General features: G+C 28.9%; 13 protein-coding genes. 3 read left to right on the forward strand and 10 right to left on the reverse strand.

The genetic code is table 11. The features are described 5' to 3' along the window. Positions 1–6: 6 nt before the first annotated feature. The 4 genes from guaA to porV all read right to left on the reverse strand — a co-directional run bounded on the left by guaA (position 7) and on the right by porV (position 4,484). A complete protein-coding gene (gene guaA / locus ACOQN8_RS09790) occupies positions 7–1,542 on the reverse strand; it encodes a glutamine-hydrolyzing GMP synthase (RefSeq protein WP_150901374.1) in 1,536 nt (511 codons plus the stop codon). A gap of 62 nt (positions 1,543–1,604) precedes the next feature. Continuing rightward, entirely contained in the window at positions 1,605–2,669 is a 1,065-nt protein-coding gene (locus ACOQN8_RS09795; RefSeq protein ID WP_420552538.1) for a 3-oxoacyl-ACP synthase III family protein, read from the reverse strand. A 158-nt stretch (positions 2,670–2,827) separates the two neighbouring features. Further along, positions 2,828–3,310: a cytidine deaminase gene (gene cdd, locus ACOQN8_RS09800; RefSeq protein WP_420552539.1), complete on the reverse strand. Its 483-nt coding sequence runs from the start codon at positions 3,308–3,310 to the stop codon at positions 2,828–2,830. Between the two features lie 82 nt (positions 3,311–3,392). Beyond that, positions 3,393–4,484, reverse strand: coding sequence for a type IX secretion system outer membrane channel protein PorV (porV, locus tag ACOQN8_RS09805; RefSeq protein WP_420552540.1), 1,092 nt, complete (start codon positions 4,482–4,484; stop codon positions 3,393–3,395). 382 nt (positions 4,485–4,866) lie between these two features. Here porV and gldJ point away from each other — a divergent pair, with 382 nt between their 5' ends. Both gldJ and ACOQN8_RS09815 read left to right on the forward strand, forming a co-directional pair. Next, positions 4,867–6,585 (forward strand): gliding motility lipoprotein GldJ, encoded by a 1,719-nt coding sequence (gldJ, locus tag ACOQN8_RS09810; protein WP_235276073.1) that lies wholly within the window; start codon positions 4,867–4,869, stop codon positions 6,583–6,585. 64 nt (positions 6,586–6,649) lie between these two features. After that, positions 6,650–7,903 (forward strand): UDP-N-acetylmuramoyl-tripeptide--D-alanyl-D-alanine ligase, encoded by a 1,254-nt coding sequence (locus ACOQN8_RS09815; protein ID WP_420552541.1) that lies wholly within the window; start codon positions 6,650–6,652, stop codon positions 7,901–7,903. Here the strand turns inward: ACOQN8_RS09815 and ACOQN8_RS09820 are convergent. Further along, the gene (locus ACOQN8_RS09820; protein WP_420552542.1) at positions 7,900–8,751 is read right to left on the reverse strand and encodes an N-acetylglucosamine kinase; all 852 of its coding nucleotides are present in this window, start codon (positions 8,749–8,751) and stop codon (positions 7,900–7,902) included. The genes ACOQN8_RS09815 and ACOQN8_RS09820 overlap by 4 nt on opposite strands. Positions 8,752–8,914: 163 nt before the next feature. On the opposite strand from ACOQN8_RS09820, the gene ACOQN8_RS09825 reads away from it, so the two are divergent. Further along, positions 8,915–9,652, forward strand: coding sequence for a tyrosine-protein phosphatase (locus ACOQN8_RS09825; RefSeq protein ID WP_420552543.1), 738 nt, complete (start codon positions 8,915–8,917; stop codon positions 9,650–9,652). Positions 9,653–9,712: 60 nt separating this feature from the next. Here ACOQN8_RS09825 and ACOQN8_RS09830 read toward each other — a convergent pair whose 3' ends face one another. From ACOQN8_RS09830 to ACOQN8_RS09850, 5 genes are read right to left on the reverse strand one after another with little or no spacing between them, the layout of a single operon-like run. Further along, positions 9,713–12,070, reverse strand: a complete 2,358-nt coding sequence (locus ACOQN8_RS09830; protein WP_420552544.1) for a GumC family protein — start codon at positions 12,068–12,070, stop codon at positions 9,713–9,715. A 12-nt stretch (positions 12,071–12,082) separates the two neighbouring features. Continuing rightward, the gene (locus tag ACOQN8_RS09835) at positions 12,083–12,850 is read right to left on the reverse strand and encodes a polysaccharide biosynthesis/export family protein (RefSeq protein ID WP_420552545.1); all 768 of its coding nucleotides are present in this window, start codon (positions 12,848–12,850) and stop codon (positions 12,083–12,085) included. Between the two features lie 29 nt (positions 12,851–12,879). Beyond that, positions 12,880–14,784 (reverse strand): polysaccharide biosynthesis protein, encoded by a 1,905-nt coding sequence (locus ACOQN8_RS09840; protein WP_420552546.1) that lies wholly within the window; start codon positions 14,782–14,784, stop codon positions 12,880–12,882. A gap of 40 nt (positions 14,785–14,824) precedes the next feature. Then, the gene (locus ACOQN8_RS09845) at positions 14,825–15,340 is read right to left on the reverse strand and encodes a DUF2892 domain-containing protein (RefSeq protein WP_235276066.1); all 516 of its coding nucleotides are present in this window, start codon (positions 15,338–15,340) and stop codon (positions 14,825–14,827) included. 53 nt (positions 15,341–15,393) lie between these two features. Further along, positions 15,394–18,540 (reverse strand): cytochrome c biogenesis protein CcsA, encoded by a 3,147-nt coding sequence (locus ACOQN8_RS09850; RefSeq protein ID WP_420552547.1) that lies wholly within the window; start codon positions 18,538–18,540, stop codon positions 15,394–15,396. Positions 18,541–18,577 lie beyond the last annotated feature (37 nt).

Genomic DNA, 18,577 nt, shown 5'->3' on the forward strand with positions numbered 1-18,577 from the left:
AAGGAGTTATTCCCATTCAATTGTTGCAGGTGGTTTAGAGCTAATATCATAAACAACTCTATTAACACCTTTTACATTATTAATTATTTTATTTGATGTTTTTTGTAAAAACTCATAAGGTAAGTTTACCCAATCAGCAGTCATACCATCGGTACTTTCAACAGCACGTAAAGCTACTACTTTTTCGTAAGTTCTTTCATCTCCCATAACTCCAACTGAGTTTACAGGTAATAAAATTGCTCCAGCTTGCCATACCTTATTATATAATCCGTCTTCTTTTAATCCATTAATAAAAATAGCATCAACTTCTTGCAATATCCTAACTTTTTCAGCCGTAATATCGCCTAAAATTCTAATAGCTAAACCAGGGCCAGGAAAAGGATGACGTCCTAATAAGTCTTTATCAATTCCCATTGATGCTCCTACACGACGAACTTCATCTTTAAATATCATTCGTAATGGCTCAACTATTTTTAGTTTCATAAAGTCAGGTAATCCTCCTACATTATGATGACTTTTAATTGTTGCTGAAGGGCCTCCATTTACTGAAACAGATTCTATAACATCTGGATAAATAGTTCCTTGAGCTAACCATTTTGCATCTTTAATTTGAGAAGCTTCATCATCAAAAACATCAATAAAAACTTTACCTATAGCTTTACGTTTAGCTTCAGGGTCACTTAATCCAGCAAGTTCATTCAAGAAACGTGCCGAAGCATCAACCCCTTTTACATTTAAGCCCATACCTTCATATTGTTTTAATACGTCGGTAAATTCATTCTTTCTTAATAATCCATTATTAACAAATATACAATGTAAATTACTTCCAATAGCTTTATGTAATAATACAGCAGCTACTGTTGAATCTACTCCTCCAGATAGTCCTAAAACAACCTTGTCATTTCCTACTTTAGCTTTTATGCTGGCAACCGTTTCATCTACAAAAGAAGATGGTGTCCATGTTTGAGCTACCCCTGCTATATTAACTAAAAAGTTTTGTAATAATTGTTTTCCATCTGTTGAATGATAAACTTCAGGATGAAATTGAATAGCATAAGTTGTTTCTCCTTCAATTTTATAAGCTGCATTTTTCACATCGTGTGTGCTAGCTAATAAAATTCCGTTAGTAGGTAAGTCTTTAATTGTATCTGAATGACTCATCCAAACTTGACTTCCTTCAGAAATTTCGTTGAAAAATTCCTCCTCTTTTTTAATGAATGATAAATTGGCTCTTCCATATTCTCTGGTATTTGAAGGAGCTACAAGTCCACCAGAAAAATGAGCTAAATATTGGGCTCCATAACAAACAGCTAATAAAGGTTTTTTACCTCTAATTTCAGATAAATCTGGATGAGGTGCTTCATCAGAACGAACAGAAGATGGACTTCCTGATAAGATAACAGCTTTAAAATTGTTTAAATTTTCTGGTATTTTGTTATACGGATGAATCTCACAATAAATGTTCAATTCTCTTACTCGGCGCGCAATTAATTGCGTGTATTGCGATCCGAAATCTAATATAAGTACGTTGTGTTGTTGCATGTGCAAAAATAGTACTTAGATTTTAGATTTGTTGTATTTGATTTTAGATTTTTTGAAGTTTTTTAATAACGATAAACGATTGCATTAATACTCATTCCTGAGCCAACAGAAGCTAACATAATTACATCTCCTTTTTCTACCTTTTGATCCTCTATTTTACCTTTTAAAACTAAATCTAATAATGTAGGAACGGTAGCTACAGAACTATTTCCTAGTTTATGAATACTCATTGGCATAATACCTTCTGGAATAGGTTTTTTATATAGTCTAAAGAAACGTTTAATAATTGCTTCATCCATTTTTTCATTTGCTTGATGGATAAAAACTTTTTTTACTTCATCTATTGCTATTCCACTTTTATCTAAAGCTATTTTCATAGCGTTTGGCACATTGTTTAAAGCAAACTCATAAATTTTACGACCATGCATTTTTATGTATCGAACATCCTTATCGTGACTTTTATTATAAGATTTTCCGAAAAATAAATAGAAGGCTTCTTCTTTAGTAAATGTTTGACTAGCATGGCTAATAATTCCAGATTCAGAACCTTCTTTTGCTTCAACTATACAAGCTCCAGCACCATCACTATATATCATAGAGTCTCTGTCGTTTTGATCTACAACTCTAGATAGTGTTTCAGCACCTATAACTAAACATTTTTTTGCTATTCCAGCTTTGATAAATGCTTGTGCTTGAATAACTCCTTCTACCCAACCCGGACAACCAAATAAAATATCGTAAGCTACACAGTTTGGGTTTTCTATTCCTAATTTGTATTTTACTCTTGTGGCTAAACTAGGTAAGATATCGCTTTGAATTGCGTTACTCTTTACATCACCAAAGTTATGAGCTAAGATTATATAATCTAGTTCTTCTGGATTTATATTAGCATCTTTTATGGCTTTCTGAGCAGCAAAATATCCTAAGTCAGAAGCATTATATTCATCTTTAGCATAGCGTCGCTCTTCAATACCAGTAATTGATTTAAACTTTTCAATAATTACATCATTTGTGTTAGGAAAATCAGATCCATCTTCATTCAAAAATTGATGATTAGAAAACTCTGCATTTGTTTTTTGAATTGAGGTAATATATGTTCCTGTACCTGTAATTACTGATGATGTCATTAGAATTCTTTAAGGGTTAAAGAATACAAATAAAGCATTTTTAATTACATTAATGCCTTAATTATCAGTCAATTTTTGAGAATTGTCGAATTCTTAAAAAAGGCTTAAATAATTATTTATTTAACAAAAAAAAGATGCCTTTTCTATGTTTGTTGTTTTTATAAATATGAACTATCAAAAGAAAAAGGCAATAAAGACAGTAATGATTCTGTTTTTATAATTTTACCAACTTCTCCCATAAAAAGAATTTCCATTGGTTCTTTTTGGTTGATTTCATATTCAGATAATGTTTGTCTACAAGCACCACAAGGCCCAACAGGTTTATCTACTTTTGATTGGGTAGATGCAGCTGTTATAGCTAATTTTTTGATTTTTATTCCAGGGAATTCTGAGCCAATTTTCCAAATTCCGACTCTTTCAGCACACATACCAGAGGGATATGCAGCGTTTTCTTGATTATTTCCTAAAACAATTTCTCCATTCTCTAATAAAAAAGCAGCGCCTACATTAAATTTAGAATAAGGGGCATAAGCCTTAGCTCTAGCTTCAACAGCTTTATCCATTAGCATTCTATCTTCCTGAGATAATTCTTCTACACTATTATAAATAACAGCTGAAGATTTTACTTCTATTTTTTCCATAAGAAATAGTATTGGTCAAAAAAAGCAGTCGTCAAGACTGCTTTTAAATTATGTTACGAAATTAAAAAAAAAATACTAAATTTTAGTAATCTTCGTAGATTTCTCCTAAATCAAATGATAAAGAGAATCTTAAAGTATTTTCTAATGGGTTATTTACAGCAGAAGTATTAACTAAATATGATAAATCTAAAGTAAATGATTTAGCTGTAAATCCTGCTCCTAAAGTGAAAAACTGGCGTTGACCTTTTTCTTCACTTTCATGAAAATAACCTGCTCTTGCTGCAAAAGCATTGTTGTATAAATACTCCGCACCTAAAGCCCATGTTATTTCTTTTAACTCTTCACCAAAGCTTCTATCTCCTAAAGAGGTAAACATTCCTTCAAACCAACCTCTACCAGATTGAGTACTACTAGAAGGAACTAATAATTTTGTGAATTCTAAATTTAAACCTAATGTGTTTTGGCTATCAAAAATAAAGTCAAAACCACCACCTAATTTAGCATTAGTAGGAATGAAATTTTCTTGTCCTGGTGTATATTCAACTTTAGGACCGATGTTAGCAATATTGAAACCTAAACGATAACGACCATTGAAACTTCCATAATTTCTTTCATCAGATTGATAGTAACCAGAGATATCAACAGCAAATGAATTAACTGCATCTATACTATTGTTAGTGACATCTAAATTTGAGTTTATGTATTTAAGCCCAATACCCATTGAAAATTTCTCGCTTAATTTCATTGAGTATGTACCAGTAATAGCAAATTCACTTGGATTTGTATAACCTAGACTTTGAGCCAAATCAGTTGTTAATTCTATTTTACCTAAAGAAAAATATTTGACGTCAACACCCCAAGCAGCGTTTTCTTTAAATCTATTCACATAAGAAGCATTTCCTATAAATATGTCATCAGTTAAATTACGTAACCAAGGAGTATAGTTTAAACCAATGCTTATTTTGTTTTTGTTAAAAACTGTTTTAGCAGCATTGTGAAAAATTGAAAATGCATCAGCTGATGTAGCTACACCTACATCTCCCATACCGCCAGCACGAGCGTCTGATGAAATTAATAAAAATGGAGTAGCTGTTGTGATTCCACTTGATGTTGATTGTGCTTTGATTTGAAGGGCAAAACATGCAAAAAACAATAAAATTGATAATTTTTTCATGTAAAAATTTGATTATTAGTTCGGCAAATATATGATTTTCTTAAAATATTGCTAAAATTTGTTAAATTTTAACCACTATCTTAACGTTCGCTGGATAAAATTATTACATTTTTTTGAAGATTAATTAAAAATATTTCAAAATATTTTATTTCAGACTTTTTTTTGTTTTTGAAAGTGAGGTCTTTAGATATTTATCTCATAAAATAATAAAAATTAAGGCTAGATATTTAATCTTTTTCTTAGATTCGTAATACTAAACTTAAAAAATGGTCGTTTGTAATCTTGCAAGAGCAACTTTCTAATACGAGAAATTGTAGATAAATTAGTTGTAAGAAATTAGAAATATTGTAAATTGCGGCACCCTTAAAATAGTTAAAAATACATGAAAAGTACCTTAAAATTATTTAGTTTGTTGGCTATCACTAGCTTATTAATTACTTCTTGTAAAAGCAATAGAGGTGGTTCTAGTGATGTAGATCCTTTTACAGGATGGAGATTTAATGATCATAATTATGGAAATATAATAAAAGGATCTTATAACCCTAATAAAGATGTTCCTATGAATATGGTTCATATTGAAGGAGGTACGTTTACAATGGGGTTAGTTCAAGATGACGTAATGTTTGATTGGAACACTACTCCTAAAAAGATGCATGTTCGTTCGTTTTACATGGATGAAACGGAAGTAACTAATTCTGCTTATGGAGCATTTATGCAATACACTAAAAAAGTGTTTCCTCCAGAAGAACCTCAGTTTAAAAATATTTATAAATCAGTTTTACCTGATACATTAGTTTGGAGAAAAGGATTAGGTAATACAAATTTATTATCTGAAAGTTATTTAAGACATCCATCTTATGCAGAGTACCCAGTTGTAGGTGTTAGTTGGTTACAAGCAACTAAATATTGTAAGTGGCGTACAAATGCTGTTAATTTAAAAATTTTAATGGATAAAGGTGTAATTAAAAATATTTTTAAAGAGGATTCATTAAGTTTTAAAGGGAAAAACAATTTTGATACAGATACTTATTTAACTAATCCTTACGCATTATTTGATGGGGATTCAACAATCTATAAGAAAGGAATTCCTGTACCAAGAAAAAAAGGAGATCCTAAGCCTGGTAAAGATGAGTTTTCAGGAAGACAAGTTACTTCTTCAGATGGTATCCTATCTCAAAAGTTTAGACTTCCAACAGAAGTAGAGTGGGAGTACGCTGCTAAAGCAATGTTTGAAAATAGAGAATACAATAACATTAGAGGAAGAAAGAAGTATGCTTGGAATGGAAAGTATACTAGAGATAGAGATAAAAGAAGAAGAGGAGATCAATTAGCTAACTTTAAGCAAGGAAAAGGAGATTATAGTGGTATTGCTGGATGGAGTAGTGATATGTCTGATATTCCAAATGCAGTTAGAAGTTACCCTCCTAATGCTTTTGGATTATACGATATGTCTGGTAACGTTGCTGAATGGGTAGAGGATGTATACCGTCCAATTATTGATTCAGAAGCAAATGATTTCAATTATTTTAGAGGAAATATATTCACAAAAAAGTTAATAGATCAAGATGGTAAAGTTGTAATCGTTGGAGATGAAATTGGTGATATTGAATATGATACTTTAGAAAATGGTAGAATTGTACCTAAAGACTTACCAGGAAGTGTAAAGTATATCCCAATTACAAAAGAGGATACTTACATGAGAAGAAACTACAATCTTGCTAATAACTCTAGTTTAGGAGATGGAGATCAAGCTTCTTCTAAGAATTATGGATTGGACAAAGATCAATTAGATCCTAAATCTAGAATGTATAATTCGCCACAAAAACCTGAATCAGAAAAAGATTCTTTAGGAAATGTTATCAATAACTATAAGTATGACGCTAAAACAAGAACAACTTTAATTAGTGATAAATCTAGAGTTTATAAAGGTGGTTCTTGGGCAGATAGAGAGTATTGGTTAGATCCAGCTCAAAGAAGGTACTTCCCAGAATATATGGCAACTAATTTTATCGGATTTAGATGTGCTACTGATAAAATGGGACCTATGATGATGAACAAGAGAAAGACTGCAACACCAAAGTATGCTAAAAGAAGAAGATAGTTTTATCTTTTAAATTATAAATTAAACCTCATTGAATTTCAATGAGGTTTTTTATTTTTACAACATGGATATAAAGGAATTATATAGGTTGTTTATTCAACATGGTTTAGTTGATACTGATACAAGAAAAATAAGAAACAATTCGATGTTTTTTGCACTGAAAGGCGATAACTTTAATGGGAATAAGTTTGCTTCTGATGCATTGACTAAAGGAGCTAAGTATGCAGTTGTTGATGAAATTGAATATAAAACAAATGATAATATAATTTTAGTAGATAATGTGTTGAAGGCACTACAAGATTTAGCTAATTATCATAGGAGTCAACTAAATATTCCAATAATCTCTTTGACAGGTAGTAATGGTAAGACAACTACAAAAGAATTGATTAATGCAGTGCTGTCTTGTAGATTTAAAACGACAGCTACAATAGGTAATTTGAATAATCATATAGGAGTTCCTTTAACACTACTTTCGATGAATTCTGACACTGAAATAGGAATTGTTGAAATGGGAGCTAATCATCAAAAAGAAATTGCTTTTTTATCTAAGATTGTAGAACCAAACTATGGTTATATTACTAATTTTGGTAGTGCTCATTTAGAAGGTTTTGGGTCTATAGAAGGAGTAATTAAAGGTAAATCTGAATTATATGATTTTATTAGAGATTCTAAAGGAAAAGTTTTTTTAAACTCAGATGATCCAATTCAAATTGAAAAAACTAAAGGAATAGATGTTATACGATTTGAAGAATCAATTAAATTTATTGATGCTAATCCATTCGTTAATTTAATTTTTAATGATGAAAAGATACACAGTAAGCTTATAGGAAGTTATAATTATGCCAATATAAGTGCAGCAATTACTATAGGAAATTACTTTAAAGTATCAGAAAAAGAAATAAAAAAAGCTATTGAAAACTACATTCCTTCTAATAATAGATCTGAAGTTATAGAAACTAAATTCAATAAAATAATATTAGATGCTTATAATGCCAATCCTACAAGTATGAAAGCAGCTTTGGATAGTTTTATACTATATGAATCTAATCATAAAACGATTGTTTTAGGAGATATGTTCGAGCTTGGTGAGTTTAGTGGAGTAGAACATCAAAAAATAGTTGATTTCGCCTCTAAAGCTAAATTTTCTAATGTTTTGTTAGTTGGAAAGAATTTTTTCGAAACAAAAACAAATCATCTCAAGTTTAAAACTTTAGAAGAGTTAAAAGAATATTTAACTAAAAAACCAATTAAGGATAGTACAATCTTAATTAAAGGATCACGAGGAATTACTTTAGAAAAAATATTGCCATTTTGTTAAATGTCATTTTCCATATGGAATTTGACTAAATTATCTATAGGACGTTGGATAACATCAGTAATAATTAAATTGTTTTTAGAAGCTATATTTTCTAAAATATCTCTAAAGTAATAAGCTATAGATCCAATAAAGTAAATCGGTGTTTCACCCCCTTTTTTGTACGGTAAAATTCTATATTTAAAAAATTCTTGAAAGCCTTTTTTAATGATTTTCTTAATGTACTTTTTATCCTTATAATCAAACATGAATTTAGCAAATGAAGCTAAATACATATTTGGATTGGGTTTTCTATATAGGTTTAACTTAATATAGTCAGCATCAACATTAAATTCTTCTTCAAAAGATTTAGCAATTTTTTGTGGCATTTTCTTATAATAATAATCTTTTAATAATTGTTTACCAAAGTAGTTACCGCTAGCTTCATCCATAATTGTATAACCTAATGAAGGAGTAATCATTTCCATATTATTACCATCATAATAACAGCTATTGGATCCCGTCCCTAAAATACAAACTATGGCTGGGTTTTGAGCTGAACTTGCATATACAGCAGCTAACATATCTTCAGAAATATTTATAGATGCATTTGTGAAAATGGACTTTAAAACATCATGTAAAATTTTAACAGGTATAGCAGTTCCGCAACCAGCTCCATAAAAATGAATTGCTTTAACTGCTTCCTTAATGTTAATAAGCTGAAATATATTCTCAATTCTATTTAATAATTCTTCTTTTGAAACTACAGCTGGATTTAAACCTAAAGTTCTTACTCTAAAAACTTCTTCTTTATTATTATCTAAAGCAATCCAATCTGCTTTTGTAGAACCACCATCAGCTATTAAAATCATTATATTTTATTTAGTTTTGCTCAAATATATACTATCAAAATTAGTTGTACAATAGCTGTGTTAATCTCAATCGATTTCGTAATAAAAAAAGGTATAATTTTTGTTTAGTTAAGATGGACTATTGATGTAAATTTGTAAAATAATTAAGAGATAAAAATAAAATATGTTGTTTTTTAAGAAAAAAGAGATTCCCTTAAATGAACTTTTTCCTGATGGATTTATAGACATTCATTCTCATTTACTTCCTGGAATTGATGATGGAGCAAAAGATTTAGAAAATTCAATTTCTTTGATAACAAAGATGTATTCTTATGGTATTAAAAACTTTATTACCACACCACATGTTTTAGGAGATGTATATCCAAATTCTTCTAAAACGATAAAAGATAAATTAGAAATAGTTAGATCAGAACTAAAAAAACAAGGTTTCAACGATATAAAAATTAATGCAGCAGCAGAGTATATGATGGATGAGCAATTTGTTGAAAGATTAAAAGCTGATGATATTCTAACTTTAAAAGACAATTATATTTTGGTTGAAATGTCATATTTTAATGCTCCTTATAATTTATATGATGTTTTATTTGAAATTCAGTTAAAAGGTTATAAACCTGTTTTAGCTCATCCAGAGCGTTATAATTTTTATCATAATGATTTCCAGAATTTTTATAAACTAAAAAAGGCAGGATGTGTTTTTCAATTAAACTTATTATCATTAACTGAACAATACGGAAAAGGAGTACAGAAAACAGCTCAAAAATTATTAAAAGAGAATATGTATGATTTTGTTGGAACTGATACACATCATCAGAATCATCTTAAGTTGTTAAATAAAATAGGTACAGTTAAAATAAGAAAGCAAATTGAACACTTGTTAAATAACAATAAAAAACTCTTATAAATAAAAAAGAGGAAGCAATTTGCTTCCTCTTTTTTATTTATACTATTTATTTACTTAGTATTAGTTAAATATTCTTTTGTACCATGGTAAATCTTCCTCTTCAGGTATACCATATCCGTATCCATATCCATAACCGTATCCATATCCACGCTTTAAATCAACATCATTTAAAATAATGGCTAAGTTAGGAAGCTTTTTATCTCTGTATAAAGTTTGAGGTACTATTAACATACGTTTGTCTAAATAATTAGCTCTAGTAACATATAATACTAAATCTGCATGTTTAGAAATAAGCATTGTGTCAGTTACTAAATTTACAGGAGCAGTATCTATAATAACATAATCATATTTTTCTTCCAACTCTGTAAAAATATCACCGATCTTTTTAGACATTAATAATTCTGCTGGATTAGGAGGGATAGCTCCAGAAGCAATAATATCTAAACTAGGAATTTCATCAATCGAAAACTTTAAAGAGTCTAATGTGATACTGTTATTAGTTAAGAAATTAGTAATACCTTTTCTATCTGGAATTTCAAGATATTCAGTGATTTTTGGCGCTCTTAAATCCATTCCTACTAAAATAACTTTTTTGCCAGATAAAGATAAAGAAGCTGCTAAATTTATAGAAGTAAATGACTTTCCTTCTCCACTAGTAGTAGAAGTAACAAATATAGTGTTTCCTTTTCCTTCTGTTTTGTGAGGTAGCATAAAATCTAGGTTCGTTCTAATCAATCTGAAAGCTTCAGCAGTACTTGAACGTGCACTTGAGTTTATAACAATTTTTTCTCTTGTTATAGAGTGTGGAATATCTCCTAAATAAGGTATTGTTGTATGTTCCTCAATATCTTTTTTAGTATGTACTTTTGTGTCTAAAAGTTCTCTTAAATATATTATTACAAATGGTATTATTAATCCTAATAGAAGAGCAGCTAGATAAATTATTCTTCTTTTTGGACTTACAGGAATATTTGAACTATAAGCTTTGTCTATAATTTTAGCATTTGGAACAGCAGTAGCTGTTAGAGAAATAGCAGTTTCTTCTTTCTTTTTTAATAAGTAAGAGTATAAACCTGCTATAATTTCTTGCTGACGAGCTATATCTAAAAATTCCCTTTCTTTTGATGGAATTGATGAAATTTTAGAGTTAAATATTCCAGCTTCTCGTTGTAAACTTTTTACTTTAATTTGAAGTGACTGAACAATATTATTAAGGCTTCCTTTTAAAGAGTTTTTTAGATTAGATATTTTATCTTGAACTTCAATAAGCACAGTGTTTTTTTCTCCAGCACTCTTTTTTAGACGTTTGTATTGAGCAATTAATAAGTTATATTCAGCTATAGATTGAGCTATATTAGGATCGGTTAGACCTAAGTTTGCGGGCAAATAATCATTATTGATTAATTCTTTACTTAATGATTTAGCTAAATTTAATTCGGTTGAAACTTCTATTAATTTCTGTCTATTTAAAGTATTAGTTTCTAAAGTTAGTTTAGCTTCAGATTCAATATCAGTAATGTTATTTTTGCTCTTAAAGATTTTCACTTTATCATCTATACCTGCAAGTTCAGTAGCAACACTATTAAGGCGTTCAATTATAAAGTCATTTGTTTTTTTAGAAACCTCTTTTTTATCAAAAATAGCATCATCATTATATTGAATAACCAATTCATTCAATATATCTTCTGCTTTTTTCTTTATTGTAGATTGTAAAGATAATTTTAAAACACTAGATCTTTTATTTATAGGAGATACACTAATGCTTTTTTGATAGAAATCAATAATACTATTTATTGGACTTGATACAATTTTAATGTTTTTATTTATTGATTTATTAGAAAAAAAGGAAGTTTTAATAATTTTAAACTCAGGTAAATCTTTGGTTTTTATACTTTTACCAAAATGTTCTTCTATAATAAAATTATCATTTATATCACTTAATTTAAATTTTTTATCAGAAATTATTTGAAGATTAAGGGACGTACTTAAATTTAGAGAGGAAGAATCAATAAGTATAAAAGAAATTGGTTTATTTCCATATGCTTCAGATTTTTTAATAGCTCCTTCAATTATATATTTAGTACTTAAATTTAATTTAGTTATTACACTCTTTATTAGTTTTCTTGATTTTATTATTTCAATTTCATTGTCAATACTATTACTAGATCCACCAACAATACCTAAATCTCCAAAGGCAGCTAATTCATCTGAAATGCCCCCTTTTTTATCGTTCTTAATCAATATTGTCGTAGAGCTACTATATATAGGAGTAGTATATCTTAATTTTAAAAAAGCACCAGTAATAGCAATTATAATTCCCAAAACAAACCACTTCCAATGAATTAAATATTTTTCTAATTCAGCTCTAAAATTAATGGTATCATTTTCTTGAATCTGTGTATATTGTTTTTTTTCCAAAATTTAGAATGATTATTTAGCGATTAAAGTTACAATTGAAATTAAAATACCAGCAATAGAAATAAATAATCCTGTATTCTGATTATATGAAGCAGATTGTAAAGCAGCTTTATTAGGTTTTACATATACTATATCGTTTTGTTGTAAATAATATGCTGGAGAAATGAAAATTTTATTTGAGCGCAAATCTAAATTATAAGTTGTAATTCTGTCATTTTCTTCTCTTTTTACTTCAATATTTCTAATGCCAGAAATATTTAAATCACCTGCTAAACCAATTGCTTCAAGAACAGAAATTCTTTCATTAGGTATTATAAATCTACCTGGATTTTTTACATCACCTAAAACAGTTACAGAAAAATTAGATATTTTTATATTTATAGTTGGGTTCTTGACATAATCAGGAGATAATTTTTTCTTTAGTAAAAGAATAGCTTCTGATCTTGTTAAGCCTTCTAATTTTATTTTTCCTAAAAGTGGGAATTCTATATATCCTTCACTATCAACAAGGTAAGATTGTTGTTGAGGAGTTCCAGAAACACTATTTGTAGCTGTAGCGTAAGTTACAGCCGTTAGATTGAAAGGTTTAACAGCTTCCAAGTCTAAAGCAGAAACAGTTATCTGAACCAAATCATTAGGTTTAAAAATTGTTTTATAAGTGTTGTTCTTTAATGATTGATTTGTTTCATGATTTTGGAAGTAAACGATTTCCTTTTTCGAAACACATGAGGTAATAGTTAGCATAAATATGGCTAACAATATTTTTATATCTCTAAGCATTTAATGAATTTTTTTGCGAAAGTACTAATTTAATTTTTTTTAACAATATCTAATTTTTCATAGATAGAGTTATTTGATTTATACTCAGGTACAATTTCTTTAATTAATTGAACAGTTTTTTGATTATTATGTTTTTTATTAGCAATACATAAATCAATAATTTTATTTTCTATTAAATCAAAATCTAACTCTTGGTTTTTAGCTATCATAATTTTTTCATGATAAGTAGGAGAAGTGTTTTCTCCATTAGCTAATAACTCTTCGTATAATTTTTCCCCAGGACGTAGGCCAGTAATTTTTATATCGATATCTTCAGGGAAGTTTAATCCAGATAAATGAATCATTCTTTTGGCTATGTCATAAATTTTAACTGATTGTCCCATGTCAAAAATGTAAATTTCGCCTCCGTTTCCCATAGTTCCTGCTTCTAGAACTAAACGACAAGCTTCAGGTATTGTCATAAAATAACGTGTAATGTCTTTATGTGTAACAGTTAATGGTCCTCCGTTTTCAATTTGCTTTTTAAAAAGAGGTATAACAGAGCCATTTGATCCTAAAACATTTCCAAAACGAGTGGTTGTAAACTTGGTGTTATGATTGTTTATTTTACTTAAACAACTAATATACATTTCAGCTACTCTTTTCGAAGCACCCATAACATTGGTAGGGTTTACAGCTTTATCTGTAGAAACCATTACAAAACGTTCAACATTATGTTTTATTGCTAAATCAGCAATGTTTTTTGTACCGCCAATATTTATTTTTACAGCTTCATATGGACTAAACTCCATTAAAGGAACATGTTTGTATGCAGCAGCATGAAAAACCTTATTAGGTTTAAACTGGTTAAATATCTCAGCCATTCTTTTTTCATCTCTTACATCTGCTACGATAGAGGTAAAGTTTTTTTTGTCTTTTTGTATTAACTCTTGTTGTAAGTCATATAAAGCAGATTCAGCTTGATCTACTAAAATCAGATGTTTTAGTCCATAAGAACTTAATTGTCTTGAAATTTCAGAACCTATAGAACCTGCAGCACCAGTAACTAAAATAGTTTTATTAGTAACATCTCTTTTAACTATTGGATTGTCTATTGAAATAGGTTTTCTGTCAAGTAAATCTTCTATTTTTACACTCTTTATTTGATTAGCCTGCAAATCACCATCTATCCATTTTGAAAGAGGAGGTACAATTTTAACTTTAACATCTAATGTTAATAAGGTGTCTGTTAAATAGAGTAATTTTTCTGGCTTAGCATTTTGTATAGAAATAATAATTTCATCAATTTGTTTAGTCTCAATAAAATTTTTATCTATTCTTTTACCGTCAAAGATTTTAATTCTATTAATTTTTTTTCCAACTTTTTTTTCATCATCATCTACAAAACCTATTATTTCATACTTGTTTTTAGTGTCTCTATTTAAAGCTCCATAGGTAATTAAACCTGAATCTCCAGCTCCATAAATTAATACATTAGTAATAGTGTCTAATTCTGTGGAAATAATTTCAAAGAAAGCTTTGAACACGTAACGACTAACTACTAAAACAAGTACAGAAATTAAATAATGAATTATGACAATTGATTTAGGAATAGTAAAACTAGGAACAATTTTAAAAGTATTATTTATTAAAACAATACTGATGGTAATCATTGAAAGTAGTGTGACTCCTACAAAAACATTAAAAGCATCTCTAGTTCCAGTATGCCTTACAATCCCTCTATATGAACCAACTATAAGAAAACTTATGAGGGATATAGAAGCTATAAAAGGAATTTGTGAATATAAACTCTGAATATCAAAATTTAAACTAGCATTGAAACGTACAGTATATGCTAACAAAAAAGATATACATACTAATATGATATCTATAATTAATACAACCCATCGAGAAGCGTATTTCTCAAAGGCTTTTAAAACTAGTTTTTTTACCATTGATTAATTGTTAGACGTTAAAAGTACAAAAAATAAAAAATTAAATTTTCTTCATCTGCTGCTTCATCATTTGCATTTGCTCTTTTAGCATACCATGTTTGTCAAGTTTTTTAGCTTCGGCCATTAAATTAGTTGCTTCACGTTTTCTACGTTTGGTCATAGCAATACCAGCTAATTGTAATTTAGCCATTGCTAAATCATGATCCATTGCTAATCCCAATTTTACAGCTTTTCTTAAAAATTTTTCTGCTTGAGTAATATTTGTTTGAGAAAGCATAATACCGTGAAGATAATTGAAATATCCTTCTTGCTTTTTGATTAAAGCACTTGATGGATTTTTAATATAGCTAAGCCATTTCTTTGCTCCTTCAAAATCTTGCTTTCTTAATTTTAGAAAGGCTAATAAGATAAATTCGTTTTTAAAATAAAATAAGATGAATATCCCTGCTAATAGTAATATAGATATACCATTCATTATGTGGCCTTGAGTAAATTCATATATTGACCAAATAACAGTTAATCCAGCTAAAACTAATTTTATATTTTTATTGAACATAATTTCTTTTTTTTAACAACGCGCAAAAGTACGTTATTCTTATTTATTTATAATTATTTTTTGTAAAACTTCTTGTGTTTAAACCATGCAATTAAACCAATGATAAAGACAAAAGATACAGAATAGTATACTGAATTTGGAGTAATTACTTTATCTCCATTTGCATAAGAATGTAAACCAGATAGGTAAAAGTTAACTCCAAAGTATGTCATCATAACAGAAGCAAATGCAATAATTGACCATAGATTAAATGTATATTTACTACGTAATCCAGGGATTAAACGCATATGTAATACAAAAGCATATATCATAATTGATATTAAAGCCCAAGTTTCTTTTGGGTCCCATCCCCAGTAACGTCCCCAACTTTCATTTGCCCACATTCCACCTAAAAAGTTACCAACAGTGAATAAGACTAAACCAACAGTTAAGGCCATTTCGTTTATAGTTGTTAGTTCATTTAGGTGTAACTTCATTTTCTTTTTGTTTTTTTCATTTGTAAAAATGATTAAGAATAAAGAAAATATACCTAAAATCATACCTAAGGCAAAAGGCCCATAACCAGAAACAATAATAGAAACATGTACATATAGCCACCACGAGTTTAATACAGGTACTAAGTTAGCAATTTCAGGATCTAGCCAGTTTTGATGAGCAAAAGATAGTATGATAGCAGTTAAAAATGTAGTAGCTGCAATCGTTAAAGAGGATCTCTTACCTAAAATTAAACCAAAAAACATAGACGCTAATCCAACAAAAATTATAGTTTCATAAGCATTACTCCAAGGAGCATTACCACTAATATACCATCGTGCAGCTAAACCTAATACATGAGTAATAAAAAGTATGATTATTATCCCTATAAAAGCTTTGATGGCGTAATTAATCCAAGGCTTATTATTGAATATTTGGAAGAAAACGAATATAATCATTAGTAAACTAACGTATCCGTAGTATTTAGCCAGCTTAACAAAAATATTAGCTTTATTATAAGCAATTTCTAATTGTATTTTATCTTGAGTAGGAATTACTTTTGAACCAAATTTTCTCTGGAACTTTTTAATACCATCTAAAATTTTATTAGTTTCTGTGTAATCTCCTGTTTTTTTAGAAGCTTGTAATAATTGAAAATATACAGGTAAAGATTGACGAACAAATACAGAGTCAGTTCCTCTAAAATTAGCTTGTGAAGTTTCAGGTTGCGATACCCATTTATTATTTTCATCATTTGGAATTGGGTATATTCTTAATATACCTCCACCTAAAGCCTGAGATAGTAACCAAACTCTACGCTCTATTTTTATAGCGTCTTGCTCTAATTTACTTTGTATTCTTTTTTTCTGAGCTTCAATAACTAAATGACTAATTTTTGAAGTACCATTTTCGTCATAAAAATCAATAAAACGAGCGTGTTTAGTATCTTTTGGTAAGCCAAGAACTTCACGAATTTGTGTATTTCCTTTTTCTAAATAAATAAAAGGAACATTTAACCAAAACATAGGAGCTTCAGTTATAGAAACTAAAATTTGACTAGGAGTTAATCCTTTAAAATTATCGGTGTGTGCAACTTTTCGTACTAATTCAGAAGCGAAAGTATGGGCAGGTTTCATTCTTCCACCTGCGTCTTGTATTACTAATTGACTAAATAAATCAGCATGTTTTTTATCAACTATTGATTTTTGTAATATAGAATCAATTTGAGTTTCTGATAATTCTTTTGGTTTATGTGTGTTGTGTTGAGAAAAAGCTATAGAACTAATTAACAATAGTATAATTGAAAGTGTAGCTTTTTTAGTTCGTATTTTTTCTAACGATTTTTTTAAATCGTAAAAACGGGTGTTTTTCACAAATAAAGAAGCGATTAAACCAAAAAATAAGAGAAAATAACCAATATAAGTTACAGCTGTACCCCAAGAATCGTGATTTATAGAAAGGTGAGTTTGTTCAATTTTTTCACCAGCATTTGAATAACTTGATTGAAATAAACGATATCCTTTATAGTGTAAAATATTATTCATAAAAATTCTAAAATCAAAAGTTTCATCTTTATCAAAAACAGTAATTTCACTAGCAAAAGAAGCTGCGTTTTCTGAACCAGGATATTTTTCTAGCTGAAAATCATTTAGTTTTACGCTAAAAGGAGTTACACGCTGTTTAGCACCATACCAAGCTCTAAAATTCAAATCTCCAATTTTAAATTGTTTTTGCCCATCTACATTAAACTGTCCTCCTGTTAATTCGATACGCTCAGTTTTTCCATCTGTAGTTACATCAAAAATTACCATGTCGTATTTTTTATTGTCTTTTTTTCCTCTAACAGTTTTAATGTCTCCTTTAGTAGGGTACTGAGGAACTACAAAAGGTAAACCAGAAACATTGTAAAGTGAACGTAGTTTAAAGTCTTGAATAGTATCTTGTTTTACAAAACCTTTTTGTTGAGTAGCCATTACTTGGTAGTTACCTGCAGATTTTGTAATTATTTTTAAAGAATCATTTCTTTTAAAAATATTAATATTAGCATTTCCATCCTTGGCGTCAAAACCAACTAAAATATTGTGAATATTTTGAATTTGGCCACGTTTAATATAATGTTCATGTCTACTTCCACTAGAACTCTCAACAAATTTGATGTGTTCTACTCCGTTATCATCCTCAATAAATTTCTTTTCTACCCAAGGAATGTAATCAATAAGTTTAAAGTCTATTTGATGATTTTTACCATCTTTTTTAGGTTGAAAATATTCTGTAAAACTAGCGGAATTACTTCCCCAAGCTGATAATAAAAGTTTGTTGTTTGTTTCTTTTTGAAACTGATTGTCGTCTATAATTACGTTAAGGTAATTGATGTCTGAGAAAAAAGTATTTGTAGTTTCTCCTTCATCAATAATCATTAAACCTTCATAACTGATATAACGGGTAATTCCAGCTCCAATTAAAATGAATAAGAAAGCTACGTGGAATAATAAAACAGACCACTTTTCTTTTTTATATAATTTATACCTGAAAATATTTCCAAAGAAATTGATAGTGAAAAAAATCATAATTAATTCAAACCACCAAGTGTTATAAACTAAAGCTTTTGAGGTTTGAGTACCATAGTCGTTTTCTATAAAAGTAGCAACTCCCATGGCAATTGAAATAGCAAAAAACAACACGGCCATCAGGCGAGTTGAGTAAAGAATATTAAGAACTTTTTTCATCTGTAAATCTGATAAGTATAAAACTTCGCAAATTTAC

This window comes from Tenacibaculum aiptasiae (assembly GCF_965221665.1).
Classification (GTDB): domain Bacteria; phylum Bacteroidota; class Bacteroidia; order Flavobacteriales; family Flavobacteriaceae; genus Polaribacter; species Polaribacter aiptasiae.

What these genes read in the sequence shown, in the direction of transcription:
- ACOQN8_RS09835 (WP_420552545.1), bottom strand. Translation starts at nt 12,850, where the DNA reads ATGCTTAGAGATATAAAAATATTGTTAGCCATATTTATGCTAACTATT.
- ACOQN8_RS09825 (WP_420552543.1), top strand. Translation starts at nt 8,915, where the DNA reads ATGTTGTTTTTTAAGAAAAAAGAGATTCCCTTAAATGAACTTTTTCCT.
- ACOQN8_RS09850 (WP_420552547.1), bottom strand. Translation starts at nt 18,540, where the DNA reads ATGAAAAAAGTTCTTAATATTCTTTACTCAACTCGCCTGATGGCCGTG.
- guaA (WP_150901374.1), bottom strand. Translation starts at nt 1,542, where the DNA reads ATGCAACAACACAACGTACTTATATTAGATTTCGGATCGCAATACACG.
- ACOQN8_RS09845 (WP_235276066.1), bottom strand. Translation starts at nt 15,340, where the DNA reads ATGTTCAATAAAAATATAAAATTAGTTTTAGCTGGATTAACTGTTATT.
- ACOQN8_RS09815 (WP_420552541.1), top strand. Translation starts at nt 6,650, where the DNA reads ATGGATATAAAGGAATTATATAGGTTGTTTATTCAACATGGTTTAGTT.
- cdd (WP_420552539.1), bottom strand. Translation starts at nt 3,310, where the DNA reads ATGGAAAAAATAGAAGTAAAATCTTCAGCTGTTATTTATAATAGTGTA.
- ACOQN8_RS09840 (WP_420552546.1), bottom strand. Translation starts at nt 14,784, where the DNA reads ATGGTAAAAAAACTAGTTTTAAAAGCCTTTGAGAAATACGCTTCTCGA.
- ACOQN8_RS09795 (WP_420552538.1), bottom strand. Translation starts at nt 2,669, where the DNA reads ATGACATCATCAGTAATTACAGGTACAGGAACATATATTACCTCAATT.
- porV (WP_420552540.1), bottom strand. Translation starts at nt 4,484, where the DNA reads ATGAAAAAATTATCAATTTTATTGTTTTTTGCATGTTTTGCCCTTCAA.
- gldJ (WP_235276073.1), top strand. Translation starts at nt 4,867, where the DNA reads ATGAAAAGTACCTTAAAATTATTTAGTTTGTTGGCTATCACTAGCTTA.
- ACOQN8_RS09820 (WP_420552542.1), bottom strand. Translation starts at nt 8,751, where the DNA reads ATGATTTTAATAGCTGATGGTGGTTCTACAAAAGCAGATTGGATTGCT.